Source organism: Flavobacterium aquicola (assembly GCF_003385115.1).
GTDB classification, from domain to species: Bacteria; Bacteroidota; Bacteroidia; order Flavobacteriales; family Flavobacteriaceae; genus Flavobacterium; species Flavobacterium aquicola.
In genome coordinates, this window is the sequence record NZ_QUNI01000007.1 from 151,190 (window position 1) to 167,045 (window position 15,856).

The 15,856-nt window shown below is 33.6% G+C and carries 26 protein-coding genes; all 26 read left to right on the forward strand.

Going from position 1 to position 15,856, the window contains the following annotated elements:
- The first annotated feature begins 3 nt into the window (after positions 1 to 3).
- Positions 4 to 756: a 30S ribosomal protein S3 gene (gene rpsC, locus C8P67_RS13375; RefSeq protein ID WP_115813675.1), complete on the forward strand. Its 753-nt coding sequence runs from the start codon at positions 4 to 6 to the stop codon at positions 754 to 756.
- 20 nt (positions 757 to 776) lie between these two features.
- Positions 777 to 1,202 (forward strand): 50S ribosomal protein L16, encoded by a 426-nt coding sequence (rplP, locus tag C8P67_RS13380; RefSeq protein WP_077377761.1) that lies wholly within the window; start codon positions 777 to 779, stop codon positions 1,200 to 1,202.
- A 13-nt stretch (positions 1,203 to 1,215) separates the two neighbouring features.
- Entirely contained in the window at positions 1,216 to 1,407 is a 192-nt protein-coding gene (rpmC, locus tag C8P67_RS13385; RefSeq protein WP_115813676.1) for a 50S ribosomal protein L29, read from the forward strand.
- Positions 1,408 to 1,424: 17 nt separating this feature from the next.
- A complete protein-coding gene (gene rpsQ, locus C8P67_RS13390; protein WP_115813677.1) occupies positions 1,425 to 1,685 on the forward strand; it encodes a 30S ribosomal protein S17 in 261 nt (86 codons plus the stop codon).
- A gap of 2 nt (positions 1,686 to 1,687) precedes the next feature.
- Positions 1,688 to 2,056, forward strand: coding sequence for a 50S ribosomal protein L14 (rplN, locus tag C8P67_RS13395; protein WP_007803649.1), 369 nt, complete (start codon positions 1,688 to 1,690; stop codon positions 2,054 to 2,056).
- 11 nt (positions 2,057 to 2,067) lie between these two features.
- Entirely contained in the window at positions 2,068 to 2,382 is a 315-nt protein-coding gene (gene rplX / locus C8P67_RS13400; protein WP_103804342.1) for a 50S ribosomal protein L24, read from the forward strand.
- A gap of 2 nt (positions 2,383 to 2,384) precedes the next feature.
- Positions 2,385 to 2,936, forward strand: coding sequence for a 50S ribosomal protein L5 (gene rplE, locus C8P67_RS13405; RefSeq protein ID WP_115813678.1), 552 nt, complete (start codon positions 2,385 to 2,387; stop codon positions 2,934 to 2,936).
- Between the two features lie 3 nt (positions 2,937 to 2,939).
- Complete coding sequence (rpsN, locus tag C8P67_RS13410; RefSeq protein WP_035637316.1) at positions 2,940 to 3,209, forward strand: 30S ribosomal protein S14; 270 nt, start codon at positions 2,940 to 2,942, stop codon at positions 3,207 to 3,209.
- A 160-nt stretch (positions 3,210 to 3,369) separates the two neighbouring features.
- On the forward strand, positions 3,370 to 3,768 hold the full coding sequence (rpsH, locus tag C8P67_RS13415) for a 30S ribosomal protein S8 (RefSeq protein ID WP_115813679.1): 399 nt from the start codon (positions 3,370 to 3,372) through the stop codon (positions 3,766 to 3,768).
- Positions 3,769 to 3,786: 18 nt separating this feature from the next.
- Positions 3,787 to 4,329: a 50S ribosomal protein L6 gene (rplF, locus tag C8P67_RS13420; RefSeq protein WP_115813680.1), complete on the forward strand. Its 543-nt coding sequence runs from the start codon at positions 3,787 to 3,789 to the stop codon at positions 4,327 to 4,329.
- An 11-nt stretch (positions 4,330 to 4,340) separates the two neighbouring features.
- Positions 4,341 to 4,691: a 50S ribosomal protein L18 gene (gene rplR, locus C8P67_RS13425; protein WP_115813681.1), complete on the forward strand. Its 351-nt coding sequence runs from the start codon at positions 4,341 to 4,343 to the stop codon at positions 4,689 to 4,691.
- Positions 4,692 to 4,694: 3 nt separating this feature from the next.
- The gene (rpsE, locus tag C8P67_RS13430; protein ID WP_115813682.1) at positions 4,695 to 5,219 is read left to right on the forward strand and encodes a 30S ribosomal protein S5; all 525 of its coding nucleotides are present in this window, start codon (positions 4,695 to 4,697) and stop codon (positions 5,217 to 5,219) included.
- 12 nt (positions 5,220 to 5,231) lie between these two features.
- Entirely contained in the window at positions 5,232 to 5,414 is a 183-nt protein-coding gene (rpmD, locus tag C8P67_RS13435; RefSeq protein WP_026706255.1) for a 50S ribosomal protein L30, read from the forward strand.
- Between the two features lie 11 nt (positions 5,415 to 5,425).
- Positions 5,426 to 5,878, forward strand: a complete 453-nt coding sequence (gene rplO / locus C8P67_RS13440) for a 50S ribosomal protein L15 (RefSeq protein WP_100843395.1) — start codon at positions 5,426 to 5,428, stop codon at positions 5,876 to 5,878.
- A 14-nt stretch (positions 5,879 to 5,892) separates the two neighbouring features.
- The gene (gene secY / locus C8P67_RS13445; RefSeq protein ID WP_115813683.1) at positions 5,893 to 7,239 is read left to right on the forward strand and encodes a preprotein translocase subunit SecY; all 1,347 of its coding nucleotides are present in this window, start codon (positions 5,893 to 5,895) and stop codon (positions 7,237 to 7,239) included.
- Positions 7,240 to 7,242: 3 nt separating this feature from the next.
- On the forward strand, positions 7,243 to 7,458 hold the full coding sequence (gene infA, locus C8P67_RS13450; protein WP_007136545.1) for a translation initiation factor IF-1: 216 nt from the start codon (positions 7,243 to 7,245) through the stop codon (positions 7,456 to 7,458).
- Positions 7,459 to 7,469: 11 nt separating this feature from the next.
- Complete coding sequence (ykgO, locus tag C8P67_RS13455) at positions 7,470 to 7,586, forward strand: type B 50S ribosomal protein L36 (RefSeq protein WP_002987490.1); 117 nt, start codon at positions 7,470 to 7,472, stop codon at positions 7,584 to 7,586.
- A gap of 2 nt (positions 7,587 to 7,588) precedes the next feature.
- On the forward strand, positions 7,589 to 7,963 hold the full coding sequence (gene rpsM / locus C8P67_RS13460) for a 30S ribosomal protein S13 (RefSeq protein ID WP_035637331.1): 375 nt from the start codon (positions 7,589 to 7,591) through the stop codon (positions 7,961 to 7,963).
- Between the two features lie 8 nt (positions 7,964 to 7,971).
- Positions 7,972 to 8,355: a 30S ribosomal protein S11 gene (gene rpsK, locus C8P67_RS13465; protein WP_024981527.1), complete on the forward strand. Its 384-nt coding sequence runs from the start codon at positions 7,972 to 7,974 to the stop codon at positions 8,353 to 8,355.
- A gap of 92 nt (positions 8,356 to 8,447) precedes the next feature.
- Positions 8,448 to 9,053, forward strand: a complete 606-nt coding sequence (gene rpsD, locus C8P67_RS13470) for a 30S ribosomal protein S4 (protein WP_115813684.1) — start codon at positions 8,448 to 8,450, stop codon at positions 9,051 to 9,053.
- A gap of 21 nt (positions 9,054 to 9,074) precedes the next feature.
- Entirely contained in the window at positions 9,075 to 10,067 is a 993-nt protein-coding gene (locus C8P67_RS13475; RefSeq protein ID WP_115813685.1) for a DNA-directed RNA polymerase subunit alpha, read from the forward strand.
- Positions 10,068 to 10,129: 62 nt separating this feature from the next.
- Positions 10,130 to 10,618, forward strand: a complete 489-nt coding sequence (gene rplQ / locus C8P67_RS13480; protein ID WP_115813686.1) for a 50S ribosomal protein L17 — start codon at positions 10,130 to 10,132, stop codon at positions 10,616 to 10,618.
- A gap of 256 nt (positions 10,619 to 10,874) precedes the next feature.
- Positions 10,875 to 11,978, forward strand: coding sequence for a glutamine-hydrolyzing carbamoyl-phosphate synthase small subunit (carA, locus tag C8P67_RS13485; RefSeq protein WP_115813687.1), 1,104 nt, complete (start codon positions 10,875 to 10,877; stop codon positions 11,976 to 11,978).
- Between the two features lie 118 nt (positions 11,979 to 12,096).
- Entirely contained in the window at positions 12,097 to 13,389 is a 1,293-nt protein-coding gene (gene eno / locus C8P67_RS13490; protein WP_115813688.1) for a phosphopyruvate hydratase, read from the forward strand.
- Positions 13,390 to 13,542: 153 nt separating this feature from the next.
- Positions 13,543 to 14,814, forward strand: coding sequence for a citrate synthase (locus C8P67_RS13495; RefSeq protein ID WP_115813689.1), 1,272 nt, complete (start codon positions 13,543 to 13,545; stop codon positions 14,812 to 14,814).
- Positions 14,815 to 14,889: 75 nt separating this feature from the next.
- Positions 14,890 to 15,804 (forward strand): dimethylarginine dimethylaminohydrolase family protein, encoded by a 915-nt coding sequence (locus C8P67_RS13500; RefSeq protein WP_115813690.1) that lies wholly within the window; start codon positions 14,890 to 14,892, stop codon positions 15,802 to 15,804.
- Positions 15,805 to 15,856 lie beyond the last annotated feature (52 nt).

A 15,856-nucleotide genomic window follows, 5' to 3' on the forward strand; every position in this document is an offset into this window, starting at 1 on the left:
AGCATGGGACAAAAGACAAATCCAATTGGAAATAGACTTGGTATCATCAGAGGATGGGACTCAAACTGGTATGGTGGAAATGACTACGGTGATAAATTAGCCGAAGATCAAAAAATCAGAAAGTATATCCACGCTCGTTTATCAAAAGCTAGTGTATCTAAAGTAATCATCGAGAGAACTTTAAAACTTGTAACCGTTACTATCACTACTGCAAGACCTGGTATCATTATCGGAAAAGGCGGACAAGAGGTAGACAAGTTAAAAGAAGAACTTAAGAAAATTACTGACAAAGAGGTTCAAATCAACATCTTTGAAATTAAAAGACCTGAACTTGACGCGTATCTAGTTGCTACAAGCATCTGTCGTCAAATCGAAAGCCGTATTTCTTACAGACGTGCAATCAAAATGGCTATTGCTGCTTCTATGCGTATGAACGCTGAAGGTATCAAAGTTTTGATTTCTGGTCGTTTGAATGGTGCTGAGATGGCTCGTTCAGAGGGTTTCAAAGAAGGTAGAATTCCTCTATCAACTTTCAGAGCTGATATTGATTATGCTTTGGCTGAAGCTCATACTACTTATGGTAGAATGGGAATCAAAGTATGGATCATGAAAGGTGAAGTTTACGGAAAGAGAGATCTTTCTCCACTTGCCGGAATGGACAAAAAACAAGCTGGCGGTAAAGGTGGAGATGCTCCAAGAGGAGACAGAAAACCTTTTAACAAAGGTGGAAAACCAGACGCTCGTAAAAGAAAGTAATTTTTTAAATTTAAAGAAAAATGTTACAACCTAAAAGAACAAAATACCGTAAGGTACAAAAGGGTAAAATGAAAGGGAACTCTCAAAGAGGGCATGAACTTTCTAATGGAATGTTTGGTATTAAATCTGTACATGAAGATGGAATGTTCTTAACCTCTCGTCAAATCGAGGCTGCTCGTATTGCTGCTACTCGTTACATGAAAAGAGAAGGACAATTATGGATTAAAATATTTCCAGACAAACCTATCACTAAGAAGCCTCTTGAGGTACGTATGGGTAAAGGTAAAGGTGCCGTTGAATATTGGGCTGCCGTTGTTAAACCCGGAAGAATTATGTTTGAAGTTGGAGGAGTTCCTTTGTCAGTTGCAAAAGAGGCGTTACGTCTTGCAGCTCAAAAGCTTCCAGTAAAAACTAAATTTGTCATAGCTAGAGATTTCGAAGCATAATTAATATTATATTATGAAACAATCAGAAATAAAAAATCTTTCTATTGCTGAGTTGCAAAATGCACTTAGCCAAGCTAAGAAAGCACATGCTGACCTAAAATTAGCTCACGCTATCTCACCAATTGAGAATCCGCTTCAAATTAGAGGTGCTAGAAGAACAGTTGCAAGATTAGCTACAGAGCTTACTAAAAAAGAATTACAATAATTGTATTCTGCTTAAAGATGGAAGAAAAAAGAAATTTAAGAAAAGAAAGAATTGGGGTTGTTACTTCAAACAAAATGGATAAATCCATAGTAGTTGCTCAAGTAACAAGAGTAAAACACCCATTATACGGTAAGTTCGTGTTGAAAACAAAGAAATTTGTTGCACATGACGAAACAAACGACTGTAACATTGGAGATACTGTAAGAATTAGCGAAACGCGTCCTTTGAGTAAATCAAAATGTTGGAGATTAGTTGAAATCCTAGAAAGAGCTAAATAATTATGGTACAACAAGAATCAAGACTAAAAGTAGCAGATAACACAGGAGCTAAAGAAGTTTTAACTATCCGTGTTTTAGGAGGTACCAAAAGAAGGTATGCCTCTGTTGGAGACAAGATTGTAGTATCAATTAAAGACGCAACACCAAACGGAAACGTTAAAAAAGGTGCTGTTTCAACTGCAGTTGTTGTACGTACCAAAAAAGAAGTGAGAAGAGCTGATGGTTCTTATATTCGTTTCGATGACAATGCATGTGTTCTTTTGAACGCTGCAGGAGAAATGAGAGGAACTCGTGTTTTTGGTCCGGTAGCAAGAGAACTTCGTGAAAAACAATTCATGAAAATTGTATCATTAGCACCAGAAGTGCTTTAATTATTTTTAAGATGATAAAGCTAAAAATAAAATCAGGTGACATTGTAAGAGTTATTGCTGGTGACCATAAAGGTGCTGAAGGTAAAGTTCTACGTGTATACAAAGAGAAGAACAAAGCAATTGTTGAAGGTGTAAATTTGGTTTCTAAACACACGAAACCTAGTGCAAAAAACCCTCAAGGTGGTATTGTAAAAAAAGAGGCTTCTATTCAAATATCTAACATTTCTCTAATTGATCCTAAAACTAAGGAAACAACAAGAGTAGGTATTAGAGTTGAAGGAGATAAGAAAGTAAGATTTTCAAAAAAATCTAATCAAGTACTATAGTAATGGCATATATACCTAGACTAAAAGAAGAATATAAGAGTAGAGTTGTCTCTGCTCTTAAAGAAGAATTCGGTTACACAAACGTAATGCAAGTTCCAAAATTGGAAAAAATCGTTTTGAGTAAAGGAGTTGGTGCAGCAGTATCTGATAAAAAATTGATTGACTATGCAGTTGATGAATTGACTAAGATTACTGGACAAAAAGCAGTATCTACTATTTCGAAGAAAGACGTTGCGTCTTTCAAATTGAGAAAAGGGATGCCTATTGGAGCAAAAGTTACTTTGCGCGGTGAAAGAATGTATGAGTTTTTAGATAGACTTATTACTTCTTCATTACCACGTGTTAGAGATTTCAGTGGTATTAAAGCAACTGGTTTTGACGGTAGAGGTAATTATAATTTAGGTGTTTTAGAGCAAATCATTTTCCCTGAAATTGATATTGACAAAGTAAATAAAATATCTGGAATGGACATTACTTTTGTTACTACTGCAAAAACAGATAAAGAAGCAAAGTCATTGTTGGCTGAATTAGGTTTACCTTTTAAAAAGAATTAAGATATGGCTAAAGAATCAATGAAAGCCCGTGAGGTGAAAAGAGAAAAAACGGTAGCAAAGTACGCTGAGAAAAGAAAAGCTTTATTAGAGGCTGGAGATTACGAAGGGTTACAAAAATTACCGAAAAATGCTTCACCAGTTCGTTTGCACAACCGTTGCAAATTAACAGGAAGACCAAGAGGGTATATGCGTCAATTCGGAATTTCACGTGTAACTTTCCGTGAAATGGCTAATAATGGACTAATTCCAGGTGTTAAAAAAGCAAGCTGGTAATAAATATTATTTGCGATTTTGATATTTCAACAGATAGTTGTAAGTTTGCCGGATTTTTGTCGGTAAATTGACAACTATCTGTTGATTAATTAATAAGTTTAATGGTTTCAGGTTCTTCCGGATGGTCCGGCAAGAAAACCAAAACCGCAATTTTATACATATGTATACAGATCCAATTGCAGATTATTTGACGAGAGTTCGAAACGCTGTGGCTGCAAACCACAAAGTTGTCGAAATTCCCGCGTCTAATCTAAAAAAAGAAATAACAAAGATCTTATTTGATCAAGGTTATATCTTAAGTTACAAATTTGAAGACAACTCTGTTCAGGGTTCAATCAAAATTGCTTTGAAGTATGATAAAGATACTAAAGAGCCGGTAATCAAAGATATCCAAAGAATTAGTAAACCAGGTTTACGTAAGTATGCAGGTGCTTCTAAATTGCCAAGAATCCTTAATGGATTGGGAATTGCTATTGTTTCAACTTCAAAAGGTCTAATGACTGGGAAACAAGCTAAGCAATTAAATGTGGGTGGAGAAGTAATTTGTTACGTATACTAATTTTAAAGACTATATAAGATGTCAAGAATAGGTAAAAGCCCAGTAACAATACCAGCTGGTGTAACTATTACAGTTGCAGACGGTATCATTACTGTAAAAGGAAAAAACGGTCAACTAACTCAGGAGTTTTCGGACGTAACTGTAACAGTTGAAGGAGATCAAGTTCTAGTAGAAAGATCTTCTGATCATAAAGACCAAAGAGCAAAACATGGTTTGTACAGATCTTTAATTAATAACATGGTTATTGGTGTAACAGAAGGTTTTACTAAATCTTTAGAATTGGTTGGGGTTGGTTATAGAGCTTCAAATCAAGGACAAAAGTTAGATTTGGCACTTGGGTTCTCTCACAATATTGTTTTGGAAATTGCTCCAGAGGTAACTCTAGAAACTATTTCTGAAAAAGGTAAAAACCCGATTGTAAAATTAACATCATTAGATAAACAACTTTTAGGTCAGGTTGCTGCGAAAATCAGAGGTTTCCGTAGACCAGAGCCGTACAAAGGAAAAGGTGTTAAATTTGTAGGTGAAGTATTAAGAAGAAAAGCAGGTAAATCAGCTTAAAAAATAAGATTATGTCATTAACAAAACCTGAAAGAAGACAACGTATTAGATTCAGAATTAGAAAAACGATCAGTGGTACTGCTGCTAATCCAAGACTATCTGTTTTTAGAAGTAACAAAGAAATTTATGCTCAACTTATTGATGACGTAAATGGAGTTACTTTATTAGCTGCTTCTTCAAGAGAAAAAGAAATAGGAAACGGTACGAACATTGAAGTGGCTACAGCAGTTGGGAAACTTGTTGCAGAGAAAGCTTTGAAAGCCGGTATTGATGTGGTAACTTTCGATAGAGGAGGTTATTTATACCACGGTCGTATTAAATCATTAGCGGAAGGCGCAAGAGCTGCTGGACTTAAATTCTAATATATTATGTCTAAATACAAAAATATAGAGTTAGTAAAACCTAGTGGTCTTGAATTAAAAGATCGTTTGGTGAGTGTAAATCGTGTTACTAAGGTTACAAAAGGAGGTAGAGCTTTTGGTTTTTCTGCTATTGTAGTTGTAGGTGATGAAAATGGAGTTGTTGGTCACGGATTAGGAAAATCTAAAGACGTTTCTGAAGCAATTGCGAAAGCAGTAGAAGATGCTAAGAAAAATTTAGTAAAAATTCCTTTGAATGGTCAATCTGTTCCTCACGAGCAAAAAGGTAAATTTGGTGGTGCACGTGTATTCTTAATTCCTGCCTCTCATGGTACTGGAGTTATCGCTGGTGGAGCTGTTCGTTCAGTTCTAGAATCAGTTGGAATTCATGATGTATTGTCAAAATCACAAGGATCTTCAAATCCTCACAACGTAGTGAAAGCAACTTTTGATGCTTTGTTACAAATGAGAAGTGCTTATACTGTTGCAAAACAAAGAAGTATTTCTTTAGAGAAAGTTTTTAAAGGTTAATTCAAGGAAATTATGGCTAAATTATTAGTAAAACAAGTTCGAAGCAAAATCAATTGTCCTCTTACACAAAAAAGAGGTTTGGAAGCTTTAGGCCTACGTAAAATGGGACAAGTTGTAGAGCATGATTCAAATCCTGCTATCCTTGGGATGATAAATAAAGTTAAACACTTAGTTTCTGTAGAAGAAGCTAAATAACAAATACTGTTATGAATTTAAGTAACTTACAACCTGCTGAGGGTTCTACACACAATCAAAATAAAAGATTAGGTAGAGGTGAAGGTTCTGGTAAAGGTGGTACCGCTGCACGTGGACACAAAGGAGCAAAATCTCGTTCTGGTTATTCTAAAAAGATTGGTTTTGAAGGTGGGCAAATGCCACTTCAAAGACGTGTGCCTAAGTTTGGTTTCACTAACATCAATCGTAAAGAATACGAAGGTGTTAATCTTGATACTCTTCAATTATTGGTTGATAATGGAGTAATTACAGATACTGTTGATATGACAGTTTATGTAGCTAATCGTCTTGCTACTAAAAATGAAATCGTTAAGATTTTAGGTAGAGGAGAATTGAAAGCAAAATTAAAAGTAACTGCTCACAAATTTACTGCTACTGCAAAAGCTGCTATTGAAGCTGCTGGTGGAGAAGCTGTAATCATGTAATTCCTGCAATTAAGATGAAGAAATTTATTGAATCAATAAGTAATGTTTGGAAAATAGAAGAACTAAAGAATAGAATTTTAATTACTTTAGGTCTGCTTTTAGTTTATCGTTTTGGTGCACACGTTACGTTACCAGGAATTGACGCAACTCAATTAACTGGTTTAGCGGGACAAACCAAAAATGGATTAGGATCTATTCTAGACATGTTTACCGGAGGTGCATTTTCTAAAGCGTCAGTTTTTGCTTTAGGGATTATGCCTTATATTTCTGCATCTATTGTTGTGCAACTTATGGGAATTGCGATTCCTTATTTGCAAAAACTACAAAGTGATGGAGAGAGTGGTAGAAAGAAAATCAATCAAATTACCCGTTGGTTAACTATAGTTATTACCTTAGTACAAGGACCAACTTATATCTACAATCTTTACAGAACTTTACCTAGTTCAGCTTTCATTTTGGGATTTAATTCTTTTGAATTTTTATTCTCTTCAGTAGTTATCTTAGTTACAGGTACAATTTTTGCCATGTGGTTAGGAGAAAAAATTACTGATAAAGGTATCGGAAACGGTATTTCCCTTTTGATTATGGTTGGTATTTTAGCTAGGTTACCACAAGCTTTTATTCAAGAATTTACAACTAGAGTAACTAATAATAATGGAGGACCTATGTTATTGGTTGTTGAAATCATTATTTGGTTACTTGTAATTATTTCTTGTGTATTACTTGTGATGGCAGTTAGAAAAATTCCAGTACAGTATGCTCGTCGTACGACATCTGGTGATTTCGAACAAGATATGATGGGTGGTAACAGACAATGGATTCCTTTAAAGCTTAATGCATCTGGTGTAATGCCAATAATATTTGCACAAGCGATTATGTTTATTCCTGCAACTGTTGCTGGTTTTTCAAAATCTGATGCTTCTCAGTCTATTGTTGGCGCTTTTAGTAATATGTTCGGTTTTTGGTATAATTTCTTATTTGCAACATTAATTGTTGTATTTACTTTTTTTTATACTGCAATTACAGTTCCTACTAATAAAATGTCGGATGATTTGAAGAGAAGTGGTGGTTTTATACCAGGGATTAGACCAGGTGTTGAGACTTCTGATTATCTTGATAAAGTGATGTCTTTAATAACTTTTCCAGGATCTTTATTTCTTGCTTTGATAGCTGTGTTCCCAGCAATTGTTGTAAGTCTTATGGATGTTCAACAATCTTGGGCTATGTTTTTTGGAGGGACCTCATTAATAATTATGGTTGGAGTTGCAATTGATACGATTCAACAGATTAATTCATACTTGTTGAATAAGCATTATGATGGTTTGATGAAAAGTGGTAAAAATAGAAAAGCGGTAGCTTAACTTATGGCAAAACAATCAGCAATAGAACAAGACGGATCTATCATTGAAGCATTATCAAATGCGATGTTCCGTGTAGAGTTAGAAAATGGACATATTGTAATTGCTCATATTTCTGGAAAAATGCGTATGCATTACATTAAATTATTACCTGGTGATAAAGTAAAACTAGAAATGAGCCCTTATGACTTGTCAAAAGCAAGAATTACTTATAGATATTAAAGATATTCAAAATGAAAGTAAGAGCATCAGTTAAAAAAAGAAGCGCCGAATGCATCATAGTGCGCAGAAAAGGCAGATTATACGTAATCAACAAAAAGAATCCTAGATTTAAACAAAGACAAGGATAATTATGGCAAGAATAGCAGGGGTAGATATCCCAAAAAACAAAAGAGGTGTTATAGCACTTACCTATATCTTTGGATTAGGAAAAAGTAGAGCTATTGAGATTTTAGAAAAAGCTCAAGTTAGCCAAGATAAAAAAGTTCAAGAATGGAATGATGACGAGATCGGAGCGATTCGTGAGGCTGTTTCATCTTTCAAAATTGAAGGAGAATTACGTTCTGAAATTTCTTTGAACATCAAACGTTTAATGGATATTGGATGTTATAGAGGTATCCGTCACAGATCTGGTCTTCCATTAAGAGGACAAAGAACTAAAAACAACTCTAGAACAAGAAAAGGTAAAAGAAAAACTGTTGCTAACAAGAAAAAAGCAACTAAATAATAAGTAATATGGCTAAAGCAACTGCAAAAAAACGTAAAGTTATCGTTGAATCAACGGGTGAGGCTCATATTTCTGCTACCTTCAATAACATCATCATTTCTTTGACAAACAAAAAAGGTGAAGTTATTTCTTGGTCATCAGCTGGTAAAATGGGTTTTAGAGGTTCTAAAAAGAATACTCCATACGCAGCTCAAATGGCAGCAGAAGATTGTAGTAAAGTAGCTCTTGAGGCTGGACTTAAAAAAGTTAAAGTTTATGTAAAAGGACCAGGAAACGGACGTGAGTCTGCTATCCGTTCTTTGCATAATGGTGGAATTGAAGTTACAGAGATTATCGATGTTACTCCAATGCCACACAACGGATGTCGTCCTCCAAAAAGACGTAGAGTATAATACTCAAACAAATTATAGTATAATAAAGGTAGAATAACGATTATCGAAGGATAAGACCTGAATTCATAATCTCTACCTTAAATTTTTTTAAAATGGCAAGATATACTGGTCCAAGCACAAGAATCGCACGTAAATTCGGCGAAGCAATTTTCGGAGATGATAAAGCTTTCGAAAAAAGAAATTATCCTCCTGGGCAACACGGGATGGCTAAAAAAAGAGGAAAAAAATCTGAGTATGCTGTTCAGTTAATGGAAAAGCAAAAAGCTAAATATTCTTATGGAATTTTAGAAAAACAATTCAGAAATTTATTCGAAAAAGCATCAGCTACTAAAGGTGTTACTGGTGAAGTTTTATTACAATTATGTGAAGCAAGACTTGATAACGTAGTTTTTAGAATGGGTATTGCTCCTTCTAGAAGAGGTGCTCGTCAAATCGTTTCTCACAGACACATCACAGTTAACGGTGAAGTGGTTAATATTCCTTCTTACCACCTTAAACCTGGTGATAAAGTTGCAGTTCGTGAAAAATCTAAATCTTTAGAGGCTATCGAACGTTCTTTGTCTAATTCAAGTCATGTTTATGAATGGATTACTTGGAATCAAGATCTTAAAGAAGGAACTTTTGTTTCTGTACCTGCAAGACTTCAAATTCCTGAAAACATTAAAGAACAATTAATCGTAGAGTTGTACAACAAATAATAATTGACTTAGTCGAAATTTATGGCAATATTTAATTTTCAGAAGCCCGATAAAGTTATCATGATCGATTCAACCGATTTTGAAGGTAAATTTGAATTTAGACCTTTAGAACCTGGTTATGGATTGACTGTTGGTAATGCACTTAGAAGAGTTTTGCTTTCAGCATTAGAAGGTTATGCAATTACATCTGTTCGCATAGAAGGTGTAGATCATGAGTTTTCTACTATTTCAGGAGTTGTTGAAGACGTTACCGAAATTATCCTTAATCTTAAACAAGTACGTTTCAAACGTCAGATTGAAGATATCGATAATGAATCAGTTACTATATCTGTTTCTGGTAAAGATCAATTAACAGCAGGTGATTTTCAAAAATTTATTTCAGGTTTCCAAGTTTTGAATCCAGATCTTGTTATCTGTAATTTAGATAGTAAAATTAAACTGAATTTCGATTTAACTATCGAAAAAGGTAGAGGATATGTTCCTGCTGAAGAAAACAAAAAACAGAATGCTGCAATAGGAACTATATTTACTGACTCAATTTTTACTCCGGTAAAAAATGTTAAGTATGCTATTGAAAACTTCCGTGTAGAGCAAAAAACAGATTATGAGAAATTAGTTTTTGAAATTAAAACTGATGGTTCAATCAATCCTAAAGATGCTCTTACTGAAGCTGCAAAAGTTTTAATTCACCATTTCATGTTGTTTTCTGATGAAAGAATTACACTTGAGGCTGACGAAATTGCACAAACAGAATCATATGATGAGGAATCATTACACATGAGACAATTGCTTAAAACTAAGCTTGTTGATATGGATCTTTCTGTTAGAGCATTAAATTGTTTGAAAGCGGCTGAAGTTGATACACTTGGTGATTTAGTATCGTTCAATAAAAATGACCTAATGAAGTTCCGTAATTTTGGAAAAAAATCTTTAACTGAGCTAGATGAACTAGTTGCAATTAAGAATTTAACCTTCGGTATGGATTTAGCAAAATACAAATTAGATAAAGAATAATTTACTTCATATTTTGCTCTCCATAGTGGATTGTAGCAAGATGAAGTTAAAATAAATTGGTCATGAGACACGGAAAAAAATTCAATCACTTAAGCAGACAGACTGCACATAGAAGTTCTATGTTAGCTAATATGGCTTGTTCTCTTATTGAGCACAAACGTATTAATACTACTGTTGCTAAAGCTAAAGCGCTTAAACAATTTGTTGAACCGCTTATAACAAAATCAAAATCTGATACTACTCACAACCGTCGTATCGTTTTTGCTTACTTACGTAGTAAATATGCAGTTACTGATTTATTCAGAGATGTTGCAGCTAAAGTAGGTGACCGTCCAGGTGGATACACTCGTATCATTAAAGTTGGAAATCGTTTAGGAGATAATGCTGATATGGCAATGATCGAATTAGTAGATTTCAATGAACTTTACAACGGAGGTAAAAAAGAAGTTAAAAAAGCAAAAAGCCGTCGTGGTGGAAAAGCAAAAAAAGCAGAAGAGGCTACTGAAGCTCCAGCTGCTGAAGCTGAACCTACAACTGATGCTGCTGAATAATTATGAGAATAATAATTCAATAATAAGAAAGGATAAACTATTTATAGTTTATCCTTTTTTTTTGAAAAATAAATAAGCATTTTTTGTCAAAGCTAAAAAGAACAGGTGAATGTAATTGATTTAGAAGTATTTTTTAAAACATTTTAAAGTCTTTTTGTTACTCTGATGTTTACGGTTTTAAATAGATATAATTATTCCTAAAAAACATTGCGTCCACTGTTTTAAAAATTTAAATTTGCACAATATTAAATTAGATATGAAATATACAACACGAAAAAGCGCTATTCTTTTATTAAGTGACGGAACTATCTTCCATGGTAAATCGATTGGAATCACTGGAAAAACATTCGGTGAAGTTTGTTTTAATACTGGTATGACTGGATATCAAGAGATTTTTACTGATCCTTCATATTTTGGTCAATTGATGGTTGCTACAAATGCTCACATTGGAAATTATGGAGTAAATGATAAAGAAGTTGAATCCAACAGTATAAAAATTGCTGGATTGGTTTGTAAAAACTTTAGTTTTAATTATTCTAGAACTGATTCATCAGGAAGTTTAGAAGATTATTTTGCAAAACAAAACTTAATTTGTATTTCTGATGTTGACACACGTGCTTTGGTGAGTTACATACGTGAAAATGGGGCAATGAATGCTGTTATCTGTACAGATGATACTTCTGTTGAAGAATTGAAGGCGTTATTAGCAGAAGTGCCAGACATGAAAGGATTGGAATTAGCTTCGAAAGTTTCTACATTAGAGCCTTATTTTTATGGAAATGAAAATGCATCTTATAAAATTGCAGCTTTAGATTTAGGGATAAAAGAAAACATTCTTAGAAACTTGGCCAAAAGAGACTGTTATATTAAAGTTTTTCCATACAATGCTTCTTACTCTGAATTAGCATCTTTTAATCCAGACGGTTTTTTCTTGTCTAATGGTCCTGGGGATCCAGATCCTTTGGATAGTGCAATACAAGTTGCAAAAGAAATACTTCAAAATAATAAACCTTTGTTTGGTATTTGTTTAGGACATCAGGTTATTGCTTTGGCAAACGGAGTTTCAACTTATAAAATGTTCAACGGACATAGAGGAATTAATCATCCTGTAAAAAATATAATTACTGGCCGAGGTGAGATAACTTCTCAAAACCATGGTTTTGCTGTAAATAAAGAAGAATTAGATCAGCATCCTGATTTAGAAATTACACATTTACATTTAAATGACGGAACTGTAGCAGGGATGCGAATGAAAAATAAAAACTGTTTTTCTGTCCAGTATCACCCAGAAGCTAGTCCTGGACCGCACGATTCTTCTTATCTTTTTGATCAGTTTATTGAAAATATCAAATCTGTATAAGACTAAAACGTTATCGTTAATAAATAAAATTACATTAGTGTTTTAATAATAAAGACTAATGAATTTTTTTACTTAATTTTGAATAAAATACAAATTAATAACATAAAAAATAAGAATAATGAGTATTATTGTTAAAATTCACGCAAGACAAATTTTCGATTCAAGAGGTAATCCTACTGTAGAAGTAGATGTAGTAACAGAAAACGGAGTATTAGGTAGAGCAGCAGTTCCATCTGGAGCATCTACTGGTAAATTCGAAGCTGTTGAATTACGTGACGGAGGAAAATCTTTCTTAGGAAGAGGTGTTTTGAAAGCTGTTGAAAATGTAAATACTAAAATCGCTGAAGAATTAATTGGATATTCAGTTTTTGAACAAAATTTAATTGATCAAGCGATGATTGATTTGGATGGTACGCCAAACAAAGCAAACTTGGGAGCTAATGCTATTCTTGGGGTTTCTCTTGCTGTTGCAAAAGCTGCTGCTAATGAATTAGGATTGCCTTTATATAGATATGTTGGAGGTGTTTCTGCAAACACATTACCAGTTCCTATGATGAACATCATCAATGGAGGTTCTCACTCTGATGCACCTATCGCATTTCAAGAATTTATGATTTTCCCAGTAAAAGCAACTTCTTTTACACATGCTATGCAAATGGGAACTGAGATTTTTCACAATCTTAAAAAAGTGTTGCACGATAGAGGTTTGAGTACTGCAGTTGGTGACGAAGGAGGATTCGCTCCAAACTTAGCTGGAGGTACAGAAGATGCTTTAGATACTATCAAATTGGCAGTTGAAAAAGCAGGATATTCTTTTGGTGATGAAATAGTGGTTGCTTTGGATTGTGCATCATCAGAATTTTATGTTGACGGAAAATATGATTATTCTAAATTTGAAGGTGCAACTGGAAAAATTAGAACATCTGCAGAGCAAGTTGATTATTTAGCTGAATTAGTTGCTAAATATCCAATTATCTCTATCGAAGACGGTATGGATGAAAATGACTGGGATGGATGGAAATTGTTAACAGAAAAAATCGGATCTAAAACTCAATTAGTGGGTGATGATTTATTTGTAACTAATGTTGAGCGTTTATCAACTGGAATTGAAAAAGGGATTGCTAATTCAATTTTAATTAAAGTTAACCAAATTGGTACGTTGACAGAAACTATTGCTGCAGTAAATATGGCTAAAAATGCTGGGTATACTTCAGTTATGTCTCATCGTTCAGGAGAAACAGAAGATAATACAATTGCTGACTTAGCAGTTGCATTAAACTGTGGTCAAATTAAAACAGGATCTGCTTCACGTTCTGACCGTATGGCAAAATACAATCAGTTATTAAGAATTGAAGAGGAATTAGGGAATTCTGCATATTTTCCTGGTTTAAATGCCTTTAAAATAAAGTAATTGTAATGAATTTGTAGTAATTGAGCCATTCGTCTATGATGAATGGCTTTTTTATTGAATTTTTAACAAATTCAATACTTAATAAGTTTTTAAATTACTTAGAAATTACTTAGATTTGGTAAATTATAAATTAAATTTTATTTCATAAACAATATGTCAAAAATAGCAATATTAGAAATTGACGGTGAAAAATTTGAGTTGCCTGTTATAGTAGGAAGCGAGAATGAAGCTGCTGTTGATATTAGTAAATTACGAGATATGTCAGGTGTTATTACACTTGATCCGGGGTATAAAAATTCGGGTGCTTGTAAAAGCGAAATTACCTTTTTGGACGGAGAGCTTGGTATTTTACGTTACAGAGGATATTCAATCGAAGATTTGGCTGAAAAATCTCATTTTTTAGAAGTTTCCTATTTAATAATTTTTGGTGAATTGCCGTCTGCTGAAAGATTAGAGCAATTTGAAAACGATATCAGAAAACACACTCTGGTAAGTGAGGAAATGAAAATTATCCTTGATGGTTTTCCAAGAACTGCTCATCCAATGGGAGTATTGTCTGCTTTGACTAGTGCTTTAACAGCTTTTAATCCTAAATCTGTTGATGCAAGCAATGAAAAAGATATGTATGATGCGGTTTGTAAAACTATTGCTAAATTTTTAGTTATTGCTACTTGGACATATAGAAAAAGTATGGGGTATCCTTTGAATTATTATGATAATACTATAGGGTATGTTGAAAACTTTATGAGTTTGATGTTTAAACTTCCTACAGCTCCATATGTTGCAAATCCAATTATTATTGATGCATTAGATAAATTGTTTATTCTTCATGCTGATCATGAGCAAAACTGTTCTACTTCTACAGTTAGAATGGTAGGTTCTTCTCATGCTGGTCTTTTTGCTTCTATTTCTGCAGGTGTTTCAGCATTATGGGGACCATTGCATGGAGGTGCAAATCAAGCTGTTCTTGAAATGTTAGAAGAAATCCATGCACATGGCGGTGATGCTGATAAATATTTGGCGAAAGCAAAAGATAAAAATGATTCTTTCAGATTGATGGGCTTTGGACATAGAGTTTATAAAAACTTTGATCCTAGAGCAAAAATCATCAAGAAAGCTGCAGACGAAGTACTTTCAACTTTAGGAGTTAATGATCCTATTCTTGAAATTGCTAAAAAATTAGAAGCAGCAGCATTGGAAGATGAATATTTCAAGTCAAGAAATTTATACCCGAATGTTGATTTTTATTCTGGTATTATTTATAGAGCTTTAGGAATTCCAACTGATATGTTTACCGTATTGTTTGCGATTGGTAGATTACCAGGCTGGATCGCTCAATGGAAAGAAATGAGAGAAAATAAAGAGCCAATCGGAAGACCTAGACAAGTTTATACAGGTTATCCGTTAAGAGAATATAAGAAATAATAATTCTCCAATAGATTATTAAAGCTTCACTTTACTAGTGAAGCTTTTTTTTTATCTTTGGCAAAATTTATAACAATGCTTAAATTAAATGTTAAGAATGAAACTTCAAGATTAAGGGCTGTAGTGTTAGGATCTGCAATTAGCAACGGGCCAACACCAAAAGCAGATGAAGCCTATGATCCAAAATCTTTAGAACATATTTTGGCTAATACTTATCCAGTCGAAAGTGATATGATTATTGAGACGGAAGCCTTTAATTCAGTCTTTCAAAAATATGATGTCACAGTTTTACGTCCTAAAATGATTGAAAACTACAATCAAATATTTGCTAGAGATATTGGTTTTGTGATTGATGATGTATTTATTAAGTCCAATATTTTGCCAGACCGTGAAAGAGAATTAGATGCTATTCAATTTGTAATTGATCAAATTAATCCTGTAAAAGTGATTCGTCCCCCAGAAGAAGTTCATATCGAAGGAGGCGATGTAATGCTTTGGAATGATTATATTTTTGTAGGAACCTATAAAGGGAGTGATTATGCGAGCTACATTACCGCAAGGACGAATATGCACGGTGTTAATTTTTTAAAAAAACTATTTCCGAATAAAAAAGTAAAAGAATTCGATTTAGTGAAATCCAGAATCGAAGCGCGCGATAATGCACTACATTTAGATTGCTGTTTTCAGCCGGTTGGGAAAGACAAAGGAATTATTTATAAGAGAGGATTTAGAGAAGAAGCAGATTATATGTTTTTGGTTGATCTTTTTGGTAAAGAAAATCTATTTCATATTACTAGGGATGAGATGTATAATATGAATTCTAATGTGTTTTCAATAGATACTAATGTGGTAGTTTCTGAGAAAAATTTCACAAGGTTGAATAATTGGCTACGAGCAAATGGATTTATTGTAGAAGAAATCCCATATGCTGAAATTGCAAAGCAAGAGGGCTTATTAAGATGTTCTACTCTGCCATTAATAAGAGATTAATAGTCTGTTTTGAGTTTATATTGTTTAACTTTAAACAATACATTTTGAAACA